At 39.6% G+C, this 21,838-nt stretch carries 19 protein-coding genes; 14 read left to right on the forward strand and 5 right to left on the reverse strand.

Annotated features, from left to right (window positions below):
• Positions 1-18: 18 nt before the first annotated feature.
• The 3 genes from FZF08_RS12735 to FZF08_RS12745 all read right to left on the reverse strand — a co-directional run bounded on the left by FZF08_RS12735 (position 19) and on the right by FZF08_RS12745 (position 6,033).
• On the reverse strand, positions 19-2,838 hold the full coding sequence (locus FZF08_RS12735) for a TonB-dependent receptor (protein WP_159469307.1): 2,820 nt from the start codon (positions 2,836-2,838) through the stop codon (positions 19-21).
• Positions 2,839-3,027: 189 nt separating this feature from the next.
• Entirely contained in the window at positions 3,028-4,506 is a 1,479-nt protein-coding gene (locus tag FZF08_RS12740) for a M14 family zinc carboxypeptidase (protein WP_159469309.1), read from the reverse strand.
• Positions 4,507-4,617: 111 nt separating this feature from the next.
• Positions 4,618-6,033, reverse strand: coding sequence for a M14 family zinc carboxypeptidase (locus tag FZF08_RS12745; RefSeq protein WP_159469311.1), 1,416 nt, complete (start codon positions 6,031-6,033; stop codon positions 4,618-4,620).
• A gap of 407 nt (positions 6,034-6,440) precedes the next feature.
• Between FZF08_RS12745 and hisH the strand changes: the two genes are divergently transcribed.
• From hisH to FZF08_RS12810, 13 genes are all read left to right on the forward strand, one after another.
• Entirely contained in the window at positions 6,441-7,028 is a 588-nt protein-coding gene (gene hisH / locus FZF08_RS12750) for an imidazole glycerol phosphate synthase subunit HisH (protein WP_159469313.1), read from the forward strand.
• 86 nt (positions 7,029-7,114) lie between these two features.
• Positions 7,115-7,837, forward strand: coding sequence for a 1-(5-phosphoribosyl)-5-[(5-phosphoribosylamino)methylideneamino]imidazole-4-carboxamide isomerase (gene hisA, locus FZF08_RS12755; protein WP_159469315.1), 723 nt, complete (start codon positions 7,115-7,117; stop codon positions 7,835-7,837).
• Positions 7,838-7,841: 4 nt separating this feature from the next.
• Positions 7,842-8,618 (forward strand): imidazole glycerol phosphate synthase subunit HisF, encoded by a 777-nt coding sequence (hisF, locus tag FZF08_RS12760; protein WP_159469317.1) that lies wholly within the window; start codon positions 7,842-7,844, stop codon positions 8,616-8,618.
• Positions 8,619-8,664: 46 nt separating this feature from the next.
• Positions 8,665-9,294: a bifunctional phosphoribosyl-AMP cyclohydrolase/phosphoribosyl-ATP diphosphatase HisIE gene (hisIE, locus tag FZF08_RS12765; protein WP_159469319.1), complete on the forward strand. Its 630-nt coding sequence runs from the start codon at positions 8,665-8,667 to the stop codon at positions 9,292-9,294.
• A gap of 14 nt (positions 9,295-9,308) precedes the next feature.
• Positions 9,309-9,644: a phage holin family protein gene (locus FZF08_RS12770; RefSeq protein ID WP_159469321.1), complete on the forward strand. Its 336-nt coding sequence runs from the start codon at positions 9,309-9,311 to the stop codon at positions 9,642-9,644.
• Between the two features lie 54 nt (positions 9,645-9,698).
• Entirely contained in the window at positions 9,699-10,037 is a 339-nt protein-coding gene (locus FZF08_RS12775; RefSeq protein WP_159469323.1) for a phage holin family protein, read from the forward strand.
• Between the two features lie 105 nt (positions 10,038-10,142).
• Positions 10,143-10,571: a hypothetical protein gene (locus tag FZF08_RS12780; protein WP_159469325.1), complete on the forward strand. Its 429-nt coding sequence runs from the start codon at positions 10,143-10,145 to the stop codon at positions 10,569-10,571.
• Positions 10,552-11,328, forward strand: a complete 777-nt coding sequence (locus FZF08_RS12785) for a geranylgeranylglyceryl/heptaprenylglyceryl phosphate synthase (RefSeq protein WP_159469746.1) — start codon at positions 10,552-10,554, stop codon at positions 11,326-11,328. The genes FZF08_RS12780 and FZF08_RS12785 overlap by 20 nt, the downstream gene beginning before the upstream one ends.
• Positions 11,329-11,368: 40 nt before the next feature.
• Complete coding sequence (locus FZF08_RS31745) at positions 11,369-11,656, forward strand: hypothetical protein (RefSeq protein ID WP_229216513.1); 288 nt, start codon at positions 11,369-11,371, stop codon at positions 11,654-11,656.
• A gap of 66 nt (positions 11,657-11,722) precedes the next feature.
• Complete coding sequence (locus tag FZF08_RS12795) at positions 11,723-12,340, forward strand: hypothetical protein (protein ID WP_159469326.1); 618 nt, start codon at positions 11,723-11,725, stop codon at positions 12,338-12,340.
• The gene (gene porU / locus FZF08_RS12800) at positions 12,318-15,713 is read left to right on the forward strand and encodes a type IX secretion system sortase PorU (protein ID WP_159469328.1); all 3,396 of its coding nucleotides are present in this window, start codon (positions 12,318-12,320) and stop codon (positions 15,711-15,713) included. Before FZF08_RS12795 ends, porU begins: the two co-directional genes overlap by 23 nt.
• A gap of 109 nt (positions 15,714-15,822) precedes the next feature.
• Positions 15,823-16,992 carry a type IX secretion system outer membrane channel protein PorV gene (gene porV / locus FZF08_RS12805; RefSeq protein WP_159469330.1) on the forward strand — a complete coding sequence of 390 codons (1,170 nt, stop codon included), beginning with the start codon at positions 15,823-15,825 and terminating at the stop codon, positions 16,990-16,992.
• Between the two features lie 41 nt (positions 16,993-17,033).
• Positions 17,034-18,350: a pitrilysin family protein gene (locus tag FZF08_RS12810; RefSeq protein ID WP_310590594.1), complete on the forward strand. Its 1,317-nt coding sequence runs from the start codon at positions 17,034-17,036 to the stop codon at positions 18,348-18,350.
• Between the two features lie 143 nt (positions 18,351-18,493).
• Here the strand turns inward: FZF08_RS12810 and FZF08_RS12815 are convergent, their stop codons facing one another.
• A complete protein-coding gene (locus FZF08_RS12815) occupies positions 18,494-19,801 on the reverse strand; it encodes a deoxyribodipyrimidine photo-lyase (RefSeq protein WP_159469332.1) in 1,308 nt (435 codons plus the stop codon).
• A gap of 32 nt (positions 19,802-19,833) precedes the next feature.
• The gene (locus FZF08_RS12820; RefSeq protein WP_159469334.1) at positions 19,834-20,751 is read right to left on the reverse strand and encodes a class I SAM-dependent methyltransferase; all 918 of its coding nucleotides are present in this window, start codon (positions 20,749-20,751) and stop codon (positions 19,834-19,836) included.
• Between the two features lie 151 nt (positions 20,752-20,902).
• Between FZF08_RS12820 and FZF08_RS12825 the strand changes: the two genes are divergently transcribed.
• Positions 20,903-21,754, forward strand: coding sequence for a DUF1080 domain-containing protein (locus tag FZF08_RS12825; protein ID WP_159469336.1), 852 nt, complete (start codon positions 20,903-20,905; stop codon positions 21,752-21,754).
• The last annotated feature ends 84 nt before the right edge of the window (positions 21,755-21,838 follow it).

Genomic DNA, 21,838 nt, shown 5'->3' on the forward strand with positions numbered 1-21,838 from the left:
TGTTAGAAACTGGTGAAATTAAAATTTATAGGTAAGTCCAATGGTCGAGTAGGTTCCGCGACGGTATTTTTGATAACTTTCATCCACTTTTGTAATCTTTCCATCAAGGTTACTATCCTGGATCAGGCGAAATTGCTGGTTCAATAAATCCTGCACCCCAACCTTTAACTCCATATGCTGACCGATTGCCTTGATAATGTTCAAGTCGATAACATTACGTGGCATTTCATATACTGTTGGTTGAACAGCGTTGTCGCCGACAAGGAAGATACGTTTACCAATTACATTATAAAGAGCGTTTACTTGTAAGCCAAGAGTTGGCTCGGTGTAGTAGATCCCTGTATTAATAAGATAAGGAGACTGACCTTGAAGTTGTCTGTTTGCTTCCTGACCTGCAAAACCGGTTAACACGTCACTTTTAATTACAGAACCATTTAGGACAAGTGTAAGATTGTTGATAAATGCTGAGTTTGTAATTTCTTTAAGTGATTTACGCACTTCAATTTCCGCACCGTAAGCATATGCTTTTTCAGCATTGTCCACCGTAAAAGTAACCCCTGAACCTGAGTACCTAATTCGTGATTCAATTGGATTTTTAAAATGTTTGTAAAAACCTGCTATTGAGATTACTTCTCCATCCTTCGGATAGAATTCATAGCGTAAATCTATATTTTGTATTGAGGGAGTTTTCAGATTGGGATTTCCAACGCGGGATACATCAAAGTTGAAATCGTAATAGTTAAATGGTGCCAGTTCACGGAATTCAGGTCTGTTTAACGTGATGCTGTAAGCTAGACGAAGTAGTGATTTTTCCGTAAAATTATAGGCCATATTTACGGATGGCAGAGCCCGGAAAATTGGATTATCCACATCTACAGCTACGCCTGAACCTCTTTCCTGACTTTGCAGCTGTTGACGGTTATACTCACCGCGGAATCCGATAGATACATTAAATTTGGTAGTAAATGGAATGTACGCACCTAAATATCCGGCTGCCAGTAAGTTCTGAGCTTTGTACTTATCATCTGTATTGGTATGCTCTACGTAATAAAGCTTGTCGGCCGATATGTTTGACTTGTCGAAAAATTGAGCAGGAGAGCTATTAAGAATCTCAGAAGATACTCCGCCAGGATTGTTAAGATTAAACCAGCGCGCACTAAAAATACGATCTTTGTATTCTGCCATACCACCGGCACGCAGCTTAATCTGCATTTTTTCATCTCCTTCGTGGCCTTTTCTTTCAATACGATGTTCGATATCGGCACGAAATGAACTTGAATATTCATTAAGCTTTGAAAAGAAACGTGCATTTCGCGTCAGACTTGCACCACTTCCTTGTAACGTTTCAATAGTAAAAGGATCACTTGAGCCAATATTACGGCTGGAAACAAAGCGGCGAAAGTCTGGTTCGTCACGGTGTGTCCAACCGAAAGCTCCAGTCCATTTAATTGTAGTGGAATTCGAAATGTCGTGGGTACCGCTTAACTGACCGGAATAGATGCTTTTTGATTCGTATCTGAAAGCATAATTCTGCACTTCACGGCCATTATCCGTGCTGTATCCCTGACGGTATGTTGTTTCCTTATTACTTAGCTGATTGAATAAATTACGGAATTCAATCTTATGATTTGGGTTTATAATGAAGCCCCAGTTTGACATTATACCTACACGCGTATTTTGTCCATAAAACTGATCATTATAATTAAGCTGAATTTCGGATGCTTGTTTTTTCTCATCAAACGCGAGATACCTGAATTGCTGCGTAGGCATGAATTGGTTTGTATGAGTATAATTGATATTATTAAAAGTCGTCAATCTTTTATCACCAATATTCATGCTTCTATTGTAGCCTACTGAAAATCGAAGATCCGGACGAATAGTTTTTGTCTGCAGATCGTAAAAATTGGTCAGATTACGAAATGCATTCAATGTTCTGTCAGACGGCGTGTTTTCATTAATAATTGTGGCAGTTTTAGGGAAATTGGATGGTAATACGCGATCCTTTGCACCAAAACCTGTCCAGTCCAATGGGCTACCTTTATAATCTTTTACGTCACGAAAGGTTGTTCCTCCCCGAACAGACGATGAGAGATTTAGCGTAAAGCCATTTTCATCCGGAATGGTCTTAGTGTAAATCTTAATTACACCACCTGCAAATTCACCAGGCAAATCAGGCGCACCTGATTTATAAATCATAATGCGGTCAATTGCTGAGCTTGGGATAAGGTCAAACGAAAAGGATTTAACATCAACTTCCGACGAAGGGGTAATTGCATCATTAAGCATCACTGTGTTGTAACGCTCATTTAACCCACGGATAATTACAAAACGATCGTCCTGAATAGATACTCCAGGAACACGACGAATTACTTGGGACGCATCCCGATCCTGAGATTTCTGAATCTGCTGTGCTGAAATACCAACAGCAATTTGTTCAGCTTTTCTTATCTCAGTGATAACGGAAACATCTGTAAATGTCTGGCGTTGTCCAACGATTTTAACTTCCTGGAGATTTGCTACATCCTCTTCCAGTGTGGCATTGATCAGGATTGCCTGATTTGGGTAAACTGTTACTTCAACTTCCTTATTTTTGTAAGAAATGTAGCTTACAATAACAGTGTGCTTGCCAGTTGCGATATTTTGAATGTCAAACTTTCCATCCAAATCGGTAGCTGTACCAACGGGAGGTGTAGATCCTTTTAAAATAACACTGGCACCAATAATGGCTTCTTTGGACTGTGCGTCTACAATTGTTCCTTTGATTGATCCTGTCTGAGCAAAAGCTAAAGAAACTGAGAGTAGTAATAAACTGAGCGTAGTGAGTAAATTGGTTTTCATATCAAGGTGTCAAATTTTCGACAGCAAAAGTAGAACCTCAATATTACCCCAGCGTTAACTCAATATTATGGCTTAGTTATTTAAGTTTTATAAAAATATCTGTAAATCAATAATTTACATGTTTTGTGGTATTTGTTCTACGTGTTGTATTGATGATAAATAACCAGGTATTTGTAAACGCGTCACAAACTATTCTATGATTCCATTTTCATTAAAAACCTTGAAATTTTCCATGTCATAAACAAATCCATTGACGATGGCATAACGGACAATATCATTTTTCTTCAATAAGAAAGTGCCAAAACTTCCTATTTCGGGTGTTGTAGATGGAGGCATTTTTCCGGTCCTTAAAACGTGGAATGGTTGGTCATAAACGAAAGAAAGTGAGGGTTTTTCGTTGTCTGGATTTGCCATCTTAACATATACGTACCCTTGCTTAAGAAGGTCTTTCACATTTAATTTTTTCAATTCTTCCGGCGTATTTATTGGCGTTGGATAAACTTTGCCATTTTCTAAAACCATACCTGAGGCATTTATTTCTTCCGTACCGAAAACGGTCGACAGATCTCCATATTCTTCCACTTTTCCGGAGTAGAAAAACTTCTCTGCATTGGAGTAATTTATTTCATTTCTGTTTATTCCAAGATCAGAAAGAAATGATTTTCCACCTTTCATAATGGTAGCACCCCGAACAACGAGATCAAAAAGTGACCGTCCGTTTTCGGGAATATCTTCGTATTGATCTTTCTTTTCTTTGGTATAAGTTTTAAGTGAAATGGCTTCAAAAGCAGTCAGAAGAGACATGAAATTCAATTTCCGAATATATTGTTTTTCCGGATCTCCTGCATAGCCGCCGGATTCAATTAAGACTAATGTTGTTCCCCATTTCTGAAAATTATCCCCAAAGGCACGTGGTTCATGATCGTCGGCATAACGTCCAACGTGTCCCGGAATAAATTTTTGAAGGTTCCGGTTCATTTTTATAATAAGCTGCATGGATTTCTCCCTGACAGAATTAATAGATCTCGGATAATCATAAGCAGTGGCAAGAAATGATATGGTCGCTTTTTTCGCCGATCTTCCCGCAGAATATCTTGGGCTTTGATCATGAAGGTTGAAGCCAAATTCGGGCTTGATCGTATTTTGGAGATCTCTAAGAATTTTCGCTTCCGGTGCCTGAAGAAAAACGGCGTCGCGGTTCAGGTCAAATCCCTGGGCATTTCTGCGTTGGTATCTTTCTGCACCATCGGGATTGAGCATGGGTATAAAATAAATGGTGGTGCTATCCAGAATGGTTTTTCTCAATTTATCAAAACCGTCATTTTTTGCTTCCAGAAAGTTGAAAATATCAAAAGTAGCCATTGTGGCGGTTGGCTCATCCCCATGCATTTGTGACCAGGCCATGATTTTATGGGGACCTTTTCCAACTTTGAGCATACTGATACTTTTTCCTTCAAAAGATTCCCCGACTTTCGAAACTTCGAAAGATTTCAACGTGCTTCTTTTAGTTATTAAAGGCTGAATGTCCTTGTGCTTGAATCTTCGGTTCGTTAATGATTTCTCTTTATACTTATCGTGCGATTTCATGAGCCTTTCAGCGAGCTCATTGGATTGTGAATAAGATGATGTTGTTAAAAAGAAGAGAAGTAAAAATAGGAGTGCTTTCATTTTAGTGTCTGTTTCACGCAAAGGGGTAAAGTTAAAGGTCAAAGATCGCAAAGTTTTTTTGCGTTCTTTGCCCTTTTTCTTACCTGCTCTGCGTGAAAGTATTAAATTCCTTTATTCTATAACTCCATTATTAAAAGCGGGAGCCTCACCAGACAAATCATATAAAAACCCATTCACCACCGCAAATTTCACCGCCCGATTTTTTGTTAAAATAAAGGTCGGGATATCTTCAAAAGTCGGAGCGGAGGTTGGGGCAGCTTTGTCCATTAATATATGTAGCGGAAGGTTGGTGAAAAATATTCCTTCCGATGTCAAATCCGTCTTAATATAAGTATAACCTTCTTTCAATAATTCCCAGGGATCAAATTTATCAAGCTGACTGATTTCAGAATAAGAAACGGATAGCGTTTTTCCTTTTTCCAAAGTATAACTCGTCGCGTCAAATTCCTCGCTGCCAAAATAAATAGAAAGATCTCCATAATCTTCAATTTTACTTCGATAGAAAAATTTCGTGGCATTATCGTAATTCACCTCAGTCCGGTCAATTCCTAAATCAGTCTGATAAGTTTTTCCTTCTTCGTTAACCATAGCATTCCGAATCAGGAAATCAAAAATGTAGCGGCTATTTTCAGGCAATTTGTAATAATCCTCCTGGCCTTCCTGAGCATAAGAATTATCAGCAATAGAATCCAGAGCAGTCAGAATTGACATAAAATTTAGCTTGCGGATATATTGTTTTTCCGGATCGCCAACATATCCGCCCGATTCGATAAGAATTAACGTCGTTCCCCATTTTTGAATATTATCACCAAAAGCACGCGGTTCGTGATCTTCATTCCAGCGGCCAACAGCATCCGGAATATAATTTTGTAACATCCGGTTCATGCCTGAAATAACCTGAATGGCCTTTTTCCGAACTGTATTTACATTCTTTTCCTGATCATAAGCGGTTGCCAAAAAGGAAATAGTTGCCAGTTTTGAAGTATTACCCACAGAATAACGTGGGTTTTTATCGTGTAAGTTGAAACCAAATTCGGGCTGCAGACTTTGCTGCAATTCCTTTAAAATTCTGGATTCCGGTGCCTGAAGTTGTAATGCGTCACGGTTGATATCTATATTTTGTGCGTTTCGCCTTTGGAAGCGTTCCGCTCCGTCAGGGTTTAGCATGGGTACAAAATAAAGTGTTGTTTCGGACAAAATTAATTTTCGGATTTCATCAAATTCATCATTTTCTGTTTCCAGGAAATTGAGAATATCAAAGCAGGCCATGGTTGCGGTGGCTTCGTCGCCATGCATTTGCGTCCATAGTAAAATTTTACGCGGACCTGTTCCTGTTTTTAGATAATGAATCGGTCTGCCTTCAAAAGATTCGCCCACTTTTTTGATTTCATAGGCCGGATTTCCAATTCGTTTACCGATTAAAGTTTGAACAGACGTGTGTTTAAACCTACGGTTTGATAACGTTTTCTCTTGAAATAATGCGTAGGAATTATAAAGCGAGTCGTGGAATGCGGATTTTTGATTCATGAATCAGGTTTTGGCAGGCGCGTAAATTAAAATATATCAGGCAGTTAAATATTATTTAAAAGCAACACGACAAAAGTAAGCACATTCACCAAAAACGGACATACAATTTCTTCATGTTTTTATGCGGATAATTTGCAAAAATTGTTCCATTCTCTCACAAAGTTTTCTTATATTTGCAGCATGTTAAGAGCTGAAACATATCATCATTTTCATCAAAACCATTTGGTTTCCGGGCGTCTTGGGTGATGTGTTTTTGCAAGTAGTGTTGTAATAAGGTTGAATACATAGTATCCCAAAAGCCCGATTCCTAAACCGAATCGGGCTTTATTTTTGAGATATAATTTCAATTTTACTGGATTCGTCAAAACATTAAGAGCCATCCGGCTATAATCTTTAACCCCAAACGAATGAAAACCGTTATTATCAAATACAATGCGGGAAATGTGCAGTCGGTCATGTACGCGCTCGACCGGATTGGTGTTGATTATTTGTACACCGATGACGAAGAGGAAATTCGTTCAGCGGATAAAGTTATTTTTCCGGGAGTAGGCGAGGCCAGTACCACAATGAGTTATCTAAAAGAAAAGGGTCTTGATAAACTTATTCCATCATTAACACAACCTGTTTTGGGAACCTGCGTTGGAATGCAGCTGATGTGCCGTTTTTCGGAAGAAAACAATACAACCTGCATGGGGATTTTTGACGTGGATGTAAAAAGATTTCCGGCAACACCAGGAATCAAAGTTCCGCATATGGGTTGGAACAATATCACAAATTACAAATCAGAACTTACAAAAGATCTGATCGACAACGCCTATGTTTATTTCGTGCATAGTTACGCCGCGCCGGTTTGTGAATACACAGTAGCGACCTGTGATTACATCAATCCATTTAGCGCCATGTTACACAAAGATAATTTCCACGCGGCTCAATTCCACTGCGAGATCAGCGGCGACATTGGACAAAAAATCCTGGAAAATTTCCTAAAACTCTAACCAAAAAAGGCCTGAAAGGCCGTCATATCTCAACCCGGGCCAACGGCCTGGGGATCCGGGACATAGTGACATTAAGACTAAAAAACATGATCCAGATAATTCCAGCCATAGACATGATCGAAGGAAAATGCGTAAGATTAACGCAGGGCGATTATGGAAAAAAAATTATTTACAACGAAAACCCGCTTGAAGTAGCACTGGAATTCCAGGATTCCGGACTAACCAGATTACACCTGGTGGACCTTGACGGCGCAAAAGCAAAAAAAGTAATCAACTGGAAAGTTTTGGAAAAAATAGCTTCCCAAACTTCCCTGCATATTGATTTTGGCGGCGGCGTACAATCCGAAGAAGACATTCGAATTGTTTTTGAAAGCGGAGCAAAGCAAATTACAGGCGGAAGCGTAGCGGTGAAACAACCGGATTTATTCAAAAGCTGGCTGGATAGTTACGGAGGAGAAAAAATCATATTAGGCGCAGATGCCAAAAATGAAAAAGTAGCCGTAAGTGGCTGGGAGGAAGGAACAGAATTGTGGGTTTACGATTTTGTGGAGGAATATGTTGATAAAGGTGTTAAATACACCATCAGCACGGACGTAGCCAAAGATGGACTTTTACAAGGGCCATCTTTCGATCTTTACAAAAACTTACAGGATAAATGCCCGGATCTGAATATTATCGCAAGTGGCGGAATTAGTGGTCTGGCCGACGTAGAAAAACTTGCGGAAATGAATATTTACGGCGTTATTATTGGTAAAGCAATTTATGAAAACCGTATCAGTCTGGTCGATTTACAACGATTTATAGCTTAAAATTATGCTGACAAAACGCATTATACCATGTCTGGATGTAAAAGACGGACGGACGGTAAAGGGAGTAAATTTTGTAAATCTTCGTGATGCCGGTGATGCCGTAGAACTTGGCGCCATGTACGCGGCCCAAGGCGCGGATGAATTGGTTTATCTGGATATCGCCGCTACTGTTGAAGGCCGTTCTACTTTTATTGATCTGGTTCGGCGGGTAGCTAACACGATTAATATACCTTTTACAGTTGGTGGAGGGATTTCTTCCATCGCTGATGTTTCGGCTTTGTTACATGCGGGAGCTGATAAAGTTTCGATTAATTCTTCTGCTGTTCGTAATCCTGATCTGATTAATGAGCTGGCCCTGGAATTTGGAAGTCAGTGTATTGTCGTTGCTATTGATACAAGGTATGTTGAAACGAGTGAGGGCGTTTTTGAACATATCGTTCATACCCATGGTGGCCGGAAACCTACGGAACTTCGTACTATTTCTTGGGCAAAAGAAGTTGAGGAACGCGGCGCAGGTGAACTTTTATTAACTTCCATGGATACAGACGGCACTAAAAACGGTTTTGCTATTGAATTGACTTCAACGATTTCTGCCAACGCCAATATTCCGGTAATCGCTTCCGGAGGGGCTGGAAATATGGAGCATTTTTATGATGTTTTTACAGAAGGAAAGGCAGATGCCGGACTCGCAGCCAGTATTTTTCACTTCCGGGAAATAGATATTCCTGATTTGAAGCAATATTTACAAAATAAAGCGCTTCCGATGCGCATGACAAAATAGATTCACCGCTGTTGATGACAGCTCCAATTTTATATTATCAATACAAATGACTAACGAACTTTCGACCATAGATTTTACAAAATCAGCAGACGGGCTTGTGCCGGTTGTAATTCAGGATTCTGAGACTTCAGTTGTTTTGATGCTAGGTTACATGAACCGCGAAGCTTTTGAAAAAACACAGGCAGAAGGCAAGGTTACATTTTTCAGCAGAAGCAAACAGCGCTTGTGGACAAAAGGTGAAACTTCTGACAATTTTCTTTTTGTAAAGGAGATTCTGGCTGACTGTGACGGAGATACGATCCTGATCAAGGCATCACCGGCGGGACCAACCTGCCACACTGGGGATGATACCTGCTTTGGGGAAAAAAATAACCGGAATTCACGTATCGGGGAAGCGGCGTTTTTAAATTACCTGCAAAAAGATATTATTCGTGACAGAAAGTTACATCCTTCAGACAGCTCTTATACAAGCAGTCTTTTTAAACTCGGAATCAATAAAATTGCGCAAAAGGTAGGGGAAGAAGCGGTTGAGGTTGTTATAGAAGCAAAAGATAACGACGAAGGGCTTTTCAAAAATGAAGTAAGTGACTTACTTTTTCACCTTCTGGTGCTTTTAGAACAAAAAAACATTGACTTAGACGACGTAATTAGCGTACTTCGTAGCCGTCACTCATAAAAACTAAAAGCTAAATGAATTTATTAATACGCCTTCTAATCAGTACCTTGGCCATTTATGCCGCCGCCCACTTTGTTCCGGGAGTTTCAGTGAATAGCTGGACTACCGCTTTTGTGGTTGCTATTGTGCTCGGTCTTTTAAATACATTTATTAAACCGGTGCTCCAAATTCTGGCATTACCCATCACCATTCTCACGCTGGGTCTTTTCTATTTTGTAATAAATGTGTTCATAATTTATCTGGCGAGCTATTTTGTAGACGGTTTTGCTATTAGTGGATTTATATCTGCACTTATCTTTGGTTTGGTGGTTTCAGTAGTATCCGCAGTCCTTGGTATGTTTTTAGATTAATGTTTTAAAAAACGTAATCGAAATCAAACCTTATGATTTGCAAACTACACGCCTATGTTTAGTCAACTCGAAGAAATAAAGGAAACTCTCTTTAAATATTTCGAAACTAGAATCGATTTATTTAAAATTGAGACCCGGGATAAAATAGAACGTGCCGCCGTTACAGGTGTGTACGCGCTTCTTGTTCTCAGTATCGTATTAGTCGTTCTGATCCTGGTAGTTATTCTGTTAGGTACTTTTTTAAACAAGTGGCTGCAGAGCGATTATCTGGGATATCTGATTTTATTAGGGTTTTTTGTTTTGAAATTGATCCTGTTAATTACATTCAGAACAAAGCTGATTGGCTTTATACGTAACATTATCATTCGTTTTGTCCAAATCAAAGAAGATTAACCATTGTTAAAATGGTATCCAAAATGATCTTTTCCAAATGGAATTGCTATTTTTGGGTTCTGTTATGGTAATCTCTGCACAATATTTTTAATCTAAGCTAAAGATATGAGTAGTTCACCAATAGATTCAACCGTAAAATTGTCGAAACCGTTTTCGTCAGATACAGAAACAGAAAAGGAAGATTTGCTTAAAGAAGCGGATCTTTATCGTGGCAAGCTTGAGTCGCAGTGGGACAATCTTAAACAGGATGCGTCCGGCTATGGCAAACAGGCTTTAATTATTGGAGGAGTGGTTGTTACCACGTATTTATTGCTTGAAGCAGTACTTCCGAATGCCAAAAAGAATGAAAAAATTGAAATTGATGAGCCTGTAAGACCAGTTTTAAAACAAAAGGTTCCGAAAAAGAAAAGCAAATTTGCGGTGGGGGAAGCCGTGCAAAGCCTGGTTTGGACATTGGCTATTGGATGGGCCCGCAAAAAGCTACAGAATTATATTGCAGATGATCACGAATCGGATGAAGATAACAAATCATAAAATAGCAGACCTCCTTTCAACCAGAAAAGAAGAAAAAAGGAAATCTTTTGCAGTACTCCTGGATCCTGATAAAGTGGATCTTGCTACTTTCTCTGATTTTTTGGGGCAGGCTGTGGAGCATGAAGTAGACTTTTTCTTTGTCGGTGGCAGTCTTATAACAAATTATGCTATTGATCAGCTTATTCTGGCTATTCAGAAGCATACTAATATTCCAACGATTCTTTTTCCAGGCAACAGTCTGCATATAGACCCGTCTGCCGACGCTATACTTTTGCTCTCATTAATCTCCGGCAGAAACCCGGATTTTCTGATCGGTCAGCATGTTATTGCTGCGCCTATGTTAAAAAGAAGTGGTCTTGAGATACTTCCAACAGGTTATATGCTTATTGAAAGCGGCAAACTGACCACAGTTTCCTATATCAGTAATACCACACCACTTCCAAATGACAAACCCGGAATTGCAGCTTGTACTGCCATGGCGGGAGAACTTTTGGGATTGAAAAATATATTTCTCGATGCTGGTAGCGGTGCATTATATCCTGTACCGGCGGAGATCATTGAAGCTGTACGCGCCTCAGTGGATACGCCTATTATTGTGGGTGGTGGAATTAATTCCAGCGAGAAGGCTCTGATCGCGATGCAGGCTGGCGCAGATGTAATTGTTGTGGGTAATGGAATAGAACAAAATCAAAACCTGCTTTCCGAAGTAGCAGCTTCTGTAAAAATGTTTAACCTCCAAATGGAAAAGGTTTACTAGACAGATGCGATAATATTTTGTACTAAAGGAAGGGCTTTCATTGTTTTCTAAGGAAATTTTAAGTTCTTGGAAAAATACAATCCAAAATGTTGGGATTATTGAAACTTATCATGCTATCTTTGTAGCGAACCTTAATAACACCCAAGAAATGAAAAAATTCGTAGCATTTGCGTTTGTTGCCGGAATGGTAGCTTTCGCGTCTTGTACTAGCAAGCCAAAAGAAGAAGCAGCTGATTCTACTGCTGTAACTGTTGAAACTCCTATGGTTGATACTGTTGCTGTTGATTCAGTTATGACTGATTCAATGAAAACTGATTCAGTGAAATAATCTGAGCTTTTTTTGAAAGTTATTGAAAAGCCTTATTTATAAGGCTTTTCTTTTTTTATTTGGGGTATGGAAAAGAAAATATCCTTTGAGGCCTACGTTCCGGAGCTAGCTTATGCTTACTGTGATCATCTGCACAAAATTTACAAATTCGATTTTTTTCTGTCTCGTCCGCGCCAAAGTCGCTTAGGTGATTTTACGGTAAAGCCTGGTTATGTTCCAAGAATTACTGTAAACAAAAATCTCAATCCCTATAATTTCCTGATTACTTATCTGCACGAGGTTGCGCATCATGTCGTTTATACACAGACGAAAAGTCGTGGTAGAAAACGTGCTGCGCCACATGGTATGGAATGGAAAAGAGAATTTGAGATTTTATTGATCCCGGTCATGAATGATAAAATTTTTCCGGCTGATATTCTTGAGCCGTTATTGAGATATTCGAAAAATCCGAAAGCGTCCACAAGCGGAGACCAGGTTTTATATAATTCAATAAAAAAATACGACGACCAATCCTTAAATCCGAATAAAGTTGCGCTGATCCACCTTACAGAAGGCAGTAATTTCGTTTTTCACAACAGACAGTTTGTTAAAGGCTCTCTACGGCGTACAAGGGTATTATGTATTGATAAAGCATCCCAACGCCGTTACACTATTCCTGCTCATGCACTGGTCGAAGCTTGTTGAAAATTTACGGCGAATATATTATCCGGCACTTTCCTGCTGGATTTTTTTGCTGTTTACTTTTCAGGTAAAAGCGCAGGAATCTTCCATTTTATCCACTGGCAATTGGTACAAATTTGCTGTCACAGAAAGCGGAGTTTATAAAATTGATGCGAATTTTCTCAAATCCATGGGCGTAGATATCTCGACCCTGGTGCCGGATCAAATCAAGATATATGGAAATGGAGGTAATATTTTACCTCAAAAAAATAGCGTAAAACGAAATAAGGATCTCATTCAGAATTCGATTCAGGTTAAAGGAGGAGAAGACGGGAGATTTGATGCAGGTGATGCAGTTTATTTTTATGCTGAAGGCCCCAATGTTATTTCTTACGATTCTGTAAAAGCCAATTTTTTTCATCAGGTCAATTTATATTCCGATACTATTTATTATTTCCTGACCTATGGAAATGGAAAAGGATTAAGAATTCAGAATAAGCAAACTATCAATGTTGCTACTCAAACATTAATAAACCAATACGACGACTACTGGTTTCATGAAATCGAATCGGTTAATTTATTGAGATCCGGTCGTGATTGGTGGGGAGAATATATCGGTACGTCAGCAACATTGAATTTAACCGCCGATTTGCCGGATATTATTCCTTCTTCAAACATAATTATACTTACCTCCGCCATCGGAACTGCGCAAGTTGCAACCAAATTTCAATGGCAGTTAAACGGGCAAAGTATTGGAGAGTCCTCCGTTGGCGTTGTGGGGACGGGTACTTATGATATCAAAGCACAGCAAGCGAAGAGTAAATTTGTTTTAACCGCGGCAGCAAATGCCGGAACGACAACAACGGTTGGAGTAACTTACAATAAAAACGGTCAAAGTTCAGCCCAGGCTTATCTTGATTACATTGGTTTACAGGTAAAAAGACTTTTACGCGGGTATGACAAACAACAGTTTTACAGATTTGCTCCTAATTTTAAAGATACTGTTTCTTACCAAATTCAAAATGTTCCCATTGATTGGAACTGGTGGAATATTTCAGATCCGACGCTGATCACAGCTGCGGCTTTAAAAGACAACGGAAATAATACCTATACTTTTACGGAAAATAAATCAAAAACTTTAAAACAATATATAGGTTTTACAACCGCGCAAGCAAAACTTCCCGTGTCATGGCAGAAAGTTTCAAACCAGAATTTGCAAAGATACGCAACCCCGGATTTAGTAATTATTACAGCAAAGGCTTTTGAAACAGAAGCAAAGCGACTGGCCGATTTCAGAAGTGAAAACGATGGACTGGAAAGTTTGGTTGTAACGACGGATCAAATCTATAATGAATTTTCGGGCGGGAAAACGGATATTTCAGCGGTTCGCGATTTTGTTCGTCTACTATATAAAAATGATCCTGAGAAGTTGAAATATCTGCTCCTTTTTGGTGACGCGACTTACGATTATAAAAATCTTTTACAAAACCAGTCGCAAAACCAGCGGAATAATTGGGTGCCGGTTTACGAAAGCCACGAGTCATTAAACCCGGTTTATACGTATTCCTCTGATGACTATTTTGGTTTTATGGAAGACGAAGAAGGAGATTGGATCGAAACAAACGCAGGCGATTATTCGGTTGAAATTGGTATAGGAAGGCTTCCGGTGAAAACTGCGGATGAAGCTAAAATTATTGTTGATAAACTTATTCACTATGCATCTTCACCTAAGTCGCGCGGAAGCTGGCAAAATACGGTCAAATTTGTTGCAGATGATGGTGACGGGAATATCCATCAGCAACATGCGGACGCGCTGGCGAAAATCACCCAGACTGAGTTTTTGTCAAGCCGGATTTTTCTGGATGCTTATCCCCAAACCACCACAAGTCAGGGACAAAAGGTACCAGCCGTCAATGCTGAGATAAAGAAAAGTATTAATGACGGGACTTTAATCCTGAATTATACAGGCCATGGCGGAACGAGTGGCTGGGCGGAGGAGCAGGTTTTAACTTTGGCCGAAATGCAGACTGCCCGCGGTTATGATAATTTGCCTTTGCTAATAACTGCAACCTGCGATTTCGGACGATATGATGATCCGGGTTTGATCTCGGGTGCGGAGTTAATGGTACTTAGTCCGCGTGGTGCCGCAATTGGTTCTGTGAGTACTACGCGACCTGTTTATTCCAGTACCAATTTTACGATCAATAAGGCATTTTATGAATCTTTGATCAAAGCCGGAACGGACGGAAGAATGGGCGAAATTTTCAGGATGACCAAAAATGCGAGTCTGGCTGGAAGTTTGAACCGGAATTTTACTTTACTTGGAGATCCGTCCATGAAACTGGCCAGAGCTGAAAAAAAGATTCAGTGGAATGTAATTCCAGATACGTTGAGGGCTCTTGAAAAAGTGGTTTTGAAAGGAAAAGTTGCAGCCGGAAACTTGATCGATAAAACATTTCAGGGGACTGCAAGAGTTATTGTTTATGATAAACAGACAAGTTTCCGCACGCTCGGTAATGAAGGTGAAGTAGAAACTTACAATGAATTCAGAAGCAAGCTTTTTGATGGAAACGTGCGTGCGAAGGATGGGCAATTTGTTTGTGAATTTGTCATGCCAAAAGATATCGATTACCGCACAGGAATGGGAAGGGTTGACATTTACGCTTTGCGTGAAGACAGCCTGACAGATGCTTCGGCGCAGCTGGATGTTTTGGTTGGCGGAAGTGCGGCATTGCTCGTAGATAATACGCCGCCAAAAATAGTTGGCTATCTCAATTCCACCGATTTTCAAGAAGGGGATACTGTGGACGGCTCGTCTGTTTTATTTTTGAAATTAAGTGACGAAAATGGGATTAATGTGTCAAAAGCTGGAATTGGACATGACATAACGATCACACTCAGCGACACACTAACATTGATATTAAACGACTACTACACGGCGGATCTGGATAATTTTAAAAGCGGGACTGTTCGTTATCCTTTTCAAAACCTGGCACCGGGAAATTATACTATTCGTATTAAAGTCTGGGATACGTATACTAACTCTTCAGAATTATCGTTCGGATTTCAAGTAGGTTTACCAACCGGGATAAAACTAAATAGCTTGACTGTTTTTCCGAACCCTTTTGATCAGGATCTTTCATTTGAATTGAATCAGAGCAGAGCAGATGATGATGTGGAAATTGTTTTTAGTATATTGCTGAACACCGGACAAATCCTCGGATCGTATCAGTGGCAATATTATAACAGCGAGTCTGTTATCAAACAAACAATTCCTTCCATACGTCATGGCGGATTCACTTCCGGTACCAGTTCCTATATTTATGTAGTGAAAATCCGATCGTTAAAGGACAATTCTGTGGACACCCGTTCAGGGAAACTTCTACGTTTGCGTTAGCGAATAATAAATCTTGTAATTTTATTATAGTATTAAATATCTTTCATTGTATTTTTGACCCTTTAAAAGAAGTAGACTAACACCACTTCCTATCGCAAATCCAATAAATATGAGACTATTTTTTTTAAGTGTATCTTCATTATTCATTTTGTCAACGAGTATTTTGCTTGCTCAGTCCACAGTGGACACTACGCGTAGAATACCGACTTCACCTCTATCATTTTTGACTTTTGCACCTGACGCACGTAGTGCCGGTATGGGTGAGGCGGGTGTTGCATTAAGTGCCGACGCTAACGCCACCTATTGGAACGCGGCAAAACTTCCTTATGCACAAAAGGATTTTGGGGTTTCAGCCTCTTACACACCCTGGTTACGAAACCTGGTTGATGACATGTGGCTGGGATATCTTACAGCTTACAAGAAAATCGGAAAAAATCAGGCAATTGCTGGTTCTGTTAATTTCTTCAACGGTGGCGAGCTTGACTTGCGCAACGGCGTAGGAACACAGCTGGGTACTTTCAATTCAAGAGAAGTAGCCATTAGCGGTACATATTCACAGCAACTAGGTAAAAATTTCTCGATGGGTTTGACGCTGAAATATATTTCGTCCAACCTTGCAGGAACTGCTGTTGTAAATGGTGTTTCGCTTCGCCCGGCTCGTACGGTTGCGGGTGATATCAGCGCTTACTATCGCAAACAAATTAAAAACGAAGATACCGGCAGCGAGCTGACATGGTCGTTGGGAGCGGTATTGTCCAACCTTGGAGGTAAGGTAAACTACGGTTCAGGAACTGAAACAGAGAGCTTTATTCCTACAAACCTTAAACTTGGTGGTGGACTTTCGTTCTCAGCGGATGGCAGAAACAAATTTAATTTCATCGTTGATGCAAGTAAACTGATGGTGCCGACTCCTCCAAAAGGAACGGTTAATACAAATTATACAAAAGGAGCACTTTCAGGAGCCTTCGGTTCTTTCTCGGATGCACCGGACGGTTTCAAAGAAGAACTTCAGGAAGTTGCTATCGCAGTTGGAGCTGAATACTGGTACAACGATATCTTCGCGCTTCGTGCAGGATATTTCAGTGAAAATAAAAACAAAGGTGACCGTAAGTTTTTCACGGCTGGTGTAGGTGCCAAATTCCTTGAACGTTATTCTGTTGACTTTGCTTATATGTTCCCGGTTGTTCAGAACAGCCCATTGGCACAAACTTTACGTATCACACTTGGTTTGAGTTTGAACAAAGCAGAAAAACTAGATGTTAGTGACAGTAATAACTAATATCTTTACTTCCTATTAATTAATGAAAAGCGAATGATGTTATGAAACGTCATTCGCTTTTTTATCAATATATGACTATGATACTCGACCGGACCGAAGCTCCCGATTTTAAAATTATCAAAACAATAAATCTACCTGAGCCACAATCTCATGTACTTGATAACGGAATTCCTCTGCATGTAATCAATATTGGTGAACAGCCAGTCGTGCGTTTTGAATGTATTTTTGAATTTGGAAACTGGCATGAAACGTCTGTCGGCGCATCGTTTTTTGCTATTAAGATGCTTCCCGAAGGAACAAAATCTTATACTTCTTCCGCGCTCAGCGAAGCCTTTGACAATATCGGTGCTTTCATTGATATGACGCATTCTTCTGATCGTTCCGGGCTTGTGGTGTATTGCTTGTCTAGATTTTTGCCAGAAGTGTTGACCCTGATCCGTGAGCTTATCGAAAATCCGCTGTTTCCGGAAAAGGAACTGGATGAAATGCGAAATATCACTTTACAGAACCTTAAAATCAACAAGGAGAAAACGGCATACCTGGCTACAACGGAATTCCGTAGACAATTATTTGGCAGCGGTCATCCGTATGGACAAAGTCAGGAAGAGAAAAATATCCAGGAATTGCCATTAGCTCAAATTCAGGAACATTTTGAAAAACATATCAAAAATGGAAAACGAACGCTGGTACTGGCCGGACAAGTTAGCGATCAGGATGTAAAATTGGTCAATGATTATTTTGGACAACTTGAATACAAAACCGACGACTCTGAAATTGAGCACGACAGCTATACGGAATATCAGGGAAAAGAAATTTTGGTTGAAAAAGCGGATAGTGTACAGTCGACCATACGCATAGGACGGAAATTGTTTACCAGGACGCATCCGGATTATTTCAAAATGCTGGTAACTAATGAAATTCTGGGAGGATATTTTGGGTCTCGTTTGATGAAAAATATTCGTGAAGAAAAAGGATTGACTTATGGGATTTCCTCACACATGATTACGCTCGGGCGTGAAGGTTATTTCATGATCGGTACCGACGTGAAAAAGGAATTTACACAGCAAACGATTGATGAAATAAAAAAGGAAATCTATCGACTGCAAACAGAACTTGTCGGTGAAGATGAATTGCAGACTGTCAAGAATTTCATGGCAGGAGAATTCGCCGGATCTCTGAATACGGCATTTGAAGTTGCAGACCGCCAAAAAATTCTTTTGCTCGATAGTTTACCGGCAGATTATTTCAGTAAGTACATCGATCAGATTCACGCCACAACGCAGGAAGATATTCAGTTAATGGCATCAACCTATTTGCTGCCGGAAGAAATGCTAGAAGTTGTAGTAGGAGGGAAATAATCTTTTTAATGGTTAATTGTTAATGGAGTTGGTGAGCATGTTCGTAAGTCTATGGCAATAATGAATATGAGTCGGTGAGAATTATCACTTGTCCTAATACTGCAAATATCCATCATTAACCCTTAACCCTTAACAATTAATCATTATTCAAGCGCTTCTTTGTAGGCTTTCAAACAACGTTCGCGGGCAAATTTGTGATCTACCATGGGTTCCGGATAATTCATCGAATTGAGTTCCGGGACCCATTTTTTGATATATTCACCTTTTGGATCAAACTTGGCAGCCTGAGCATCCGGGCTGAAAATTCTGAAATAGGGTGCTGCATCCGTTCCTGATCCTGCTACCCATTGCCAGCCTCCATTGTTGGCCGACAAATCGTAATCCAGTAATTTTTCAGCAAAATACGCTTCTCCCCAACGCCAGTCGATCAACAGATGTTTGGTAAGAAAACTTGCCGTAACCATGCGAATGCGATTGTGCATAAAACCGGTTTCGTTCAACTGATGCATCCCGGCATCTACCAGCGGATATCCGGTTTTTCCCTGGCACCACAGCTCGAATTCCTTTTCATTATCTCTCCATTTAATTTTATCATAATCGGCACGGAAGGCTTTTCCTTGTCCAACATGTGGGAAATTCCATAAAATTTGAAAGTAGAAATCTCGCCAGATCAATTCATTCAGGTATGTTTGGCTATGTTCCGCAGCTTTTCTGGCCAACTCGCGGATACTAACAGTTCCGAATCGCAGATGAAGTCCCATTCTTGACGTTCCGGGTAGCGCAGGATAATTACGCTTCTCCTCATACTTTTCAATCAGATCAGATTTTACATTTTCGTCTGGAAAATTATGATCTGTTTCAACAAATCCAATTTCCTCGTAAGAAGGAATCTGATGAGATTTTATTTTGAAAAGATTGGAAAAATATTTTTCCGTTGGATAAGACGATAAATAGAAGTCGTTGAGTTTTGCTTTCCAGGCTCTGCTGTATGGCGTAAAAACAGTGTAAACCGTGTTTTGACCGGTTAAAACTTCCTGTTTTTCAAAAATAACCTGATCCTTGAAGTTTTTAAATTCCGCTCCGTGTTTTTGTAATAAGATTTTGACTTCCCCATCGCGATCTTTTGCGTAAGATTCATAATCTTTATTTGTATAAACTTCTGCAATGTCATATTCTTCGATCAGGTCCTTCCAAATTTCAAGAGGATTTCCGTAACGAACAATAATATCAGAATCATGCTTTTTCAGTACTTTTTGTATTTCAATTAATGCATCGAAAATAAAAGTGACCCGTTTATCTTTCTTATTTTCAAGCTTGTCAAGAATTATTTTATCAAATATGAAAAGAGGTAATACCCGTAATCCGGATTTTAAAGCGCGATATAAACCTGCATTGTCATGAAGACGTAAGTCTCGGCGGTACCAAAAAATGGCTATTTTCTCTTTTTTCATAAACCTGATAAAAAATTAAAACCGGAAGTTATTTACAGAGGCTTCGTTCCGGAAATTACATACATCATTGCGCCACCAGCAGAATGGTACTTATTAGCGTCAATATTACGCAGCATCCTCTCGCCTAAATGCGCATATTTTCTTTTATATTTCTCAAAAAAATCAAGGTTTTCCTGGCCCATCGCTCTGAAATAATCATAATCCGAAAATTCCTCATTACTCCACGTATTACCATTTTGCCATTGTTTCATAGTAGCAATTTGCTCTTCGGTGTTGTAAGGTGGATACATGGCAATCGCCTTATCTGAAAGTCTTACCTCAACCTGATCAAATCCCGCCTGAGCCAGAAATCCGGGAACAAGGTCTCCGAGTGAATTATCGCCAAGTCCTAATTTCTTTTTCCCTCTTTCAAAAAGTAAAGCATATTTCACATGGTCCAATACTTCATCAATCGGGTCGTTCATAGAAACTGAGCTTTGTGTCAGACTTTGTACCAGATTATTGGGTTCTACGCAAAGAATTGTGCCACCGGGTTTCAGTACCCGCTTCATTTCGTCAATTACGATTTTAGGATGCTGAACGTGAATGAGCAGCGTTTGACAGGTAACAATGTCAAAAGTCTCATCTTCATAGGGAAGTTTGTGAGCATCTCCTTTTTTTAAATCAAAATCAATTCCTTTGGATTCGAAATAATTACGTAGTTCGGTTTCTCCTTTTGCCCATTTTTTGTCATTATCAACACCCGAAACTTTGGCGGGCGAACCAAGATAATCAACCAAAAGACGACTCCAATGGCATTGTCCGCAGCCAACATCCAGGAGGTTGAAATGTGTATGCAGCTGTAATCTTTTTGCCAGTAAATTTAAAAATCCTTCATTCCACCAAAAGTCACGGTATTCACCAAAAAAGTCTTCTGAATGTCCTTTACGCTTTATATTTTTAGTTCTCATAGTATATTTACAAAATCAGAGCTTACAAAGTAGTAGGCTTTAATCTGCCTTTAGACAACAGGATTTTAGGCAGGATAATTCGTATAGCGCATATATCTTTCCTATTGGTTGACAATTAGCATGTTACATCTTTTATTTAATTAAATCACTCATGAAATTAGTATTCAGTATTGCACTTACACTTTTTTGCTTCGGAGCCTTTGCTCAAAAGCAGGCAGATAAGAAAGAATGGAAACAGCTTTTTAACGGAAAAAATCTGGATGGCTGGGACATCAAAATCCGTGGCTACGATTTGAACGATAATTTCGGAAATACTTTTCGGGTGGAAGATGGAAAAATGGTCGTTCGCTATGATAAGTACGATGATTTTGCACAAAAATATGGCCACATCTTTTACAAAAGTGATTTCTCTTATTACAGGATAGCCGTTGAATATCGCTTTGTAGGCGAACAGGCACCAAAAGGAGAAGGCTGGGCTTGGAGAAACAGCGGGATTATGGTACAAGGCCAACCGGCTGCTACGATGGGACAAAATCAGGATTTCCCGATTTCCATAGAAGTACAATTGCTGGGAGGCGACGGTAAGAAACGCACCACCTGTAATTTATGTACGCCGGGAACAAATGTTGAAATGGATGGCAAACTGGTGACTCAGCATTGTGTTAATTCAACTTCAAAAACGTATAACGGAGATCAATGGGTACGTGCCGAAGTATTGGTTTTAGGCGATTCATTAATCCAGCATTTTGCGAATGGCGAAATGGTTTTGGCTTATAACAAACCGCAAATGGGTGGAGGAAATGTAAGCGGAAATGATGAGAAAGTGATTGCTGGGAAATTACTGGACCACGGTTCTATTTCATTACAAAGCGAAAGTCATCCCGTGGAATTCAGAAAAGTGGAAATCCTTAATCTTAAAGGCTGCACAGATCCGAAAGCTACAAATTACAAAGATTATTATGTGAAGTCTGACAATTCAGCATGTACTTACAAGAAAAAGTAATTTTGGTAAGAGAAAAAATAAATCGTTATTAAACAAGAAAGGCGCCTCCTGGAAGCGCCTTTTCTTATTAATACTTTAATAATA

Source organism: Dyadobacter sp. 3J3 (assembly GCF_009801115.1).
Taxonomy (GTDB): Bacteria; Bacteroidota; Bacteroidia; order Cytophagales; family Spirosomataceae; genus Dyadobacter.

Bases quoted from the DNA above. Each gene is read 5' to 3' on its own strand.
- FZF08_RS12735 (WP_159469307.1), bottom strand. From the start codon at position 2,838: ATGAAAACCAATTTACTCACTACGCTCAGTTTATTACTACTCTCAGTT.
- FZF08_RS12740 (WP_159469309.1), bottom strand. From the start codon at position 4,506: ATGAAAGCACTCCTATTTTTACTTCTCTTCTTTTTAACAACATCATCT.
- FZF08_RS12745 (WP_159469311.1), bottom strand. From the start codon at position 6,033: ATGAATCAAAAATCCGCATTCCACGACTCGCTTTATAATTCCTACGCA.
- hisH (WP_159469313.1), top strand. From the start codon at position 6,441: ATGAAAACCGTTATTATCAAATACAATGCGGGAAATGTGCAGTCGGTC.
- hisA (WP_159469315.1), top strand. From the start codon at position 7,115: ATGATCCAGATAATTCCAGCCATAGACATGATCGAAGGAAAATGCGTA.
- hisF (WP_159469317.1), top strand. From the start codon at position 7,842: ATGCTGACAAAACGCATTATACCATGTCTGGATGTAAAAGACGGACGG.
- hisIE (WP_159469319.1), top strand. From the start codon at position 8,665: ATGACTAACGAACTTTCGACCATAGATTTTACAAAATCAGCAGACGGG.
- FZF08_RS12770 (WP_159469321.1), top strand. From the start codon at position 9,309: ATGAATTTATTAATACGCCTTCTAATCAGTACCTTGGCCATTTATGCC.
- FZF08_RS12775 (WP_159469323.1), top strand. From the start codon at position 9,699: ATGTTTAGTCAACTCGAAGAAATAAAGGAAACTCTCTTTAAATATTTC.
- FZF08_RS12780 (WP_159469325.1), top strand. From the start codon at position 10,143: ATGAGTAGTTCACCAATAGATTCAACCGTAAAATTGTCGAAACCGTTT.
- FZF08_RS12785 (WP_159469746.1), top strand. From the start codon at position 10,552: ATGAAGATAACAAATCATAAAATAGCAGACCTCCTTTCAACCAGAAAA.
- FZF08_RS12795 (WP_159469326.1), top strand. From the start codon at position 11,723: ATGGAAAAGAAAATATCCTTTGAGGCCTACGTTCCGGAGCTAGCTTAT.
- porU (WP_159469328.1), top strand. From the start codon at position 12,318: ATGCACTGGTCGAAGCTTGTTGAAAATTTACGGCGAATATATTATCCG.
- porV (WP_159469330.1), top strand. From the start codon at position 15,823: ATGAGACTATTTTTTTTAAGTGTATCTTCATTATTCATTTTGTCAACG.
- FZF08_RS12810 (WP_310590594.1), top strand. From the start codon at position 17,034: ATGAAACGTCATTCGCTTTTTTATCAATATATGACTATGATACTCGAC.
- FZF08_RS12815 (WP_159469332.1), bottom strand. From the start codon at position 19,801: ATGAAAAAAGAGAAAATAGCCATTTTTTGGTACCGCCGAGACTTACGT.
- FZF08_RS12820 (WP_159469334.1), bottom strand. From the start codon at position 20,751: ATGAGAACTAAAAATATAAAGCGTAAAGGACATTCAGAAGACTTTTTT.
- FZF08_RS12825 (WP_159469336.1), top strand. From the start codon at position 20,903: ATGAAATTAGTATTCAGTATTGCACTTACACTTTTTTGCTTCGGAGCC.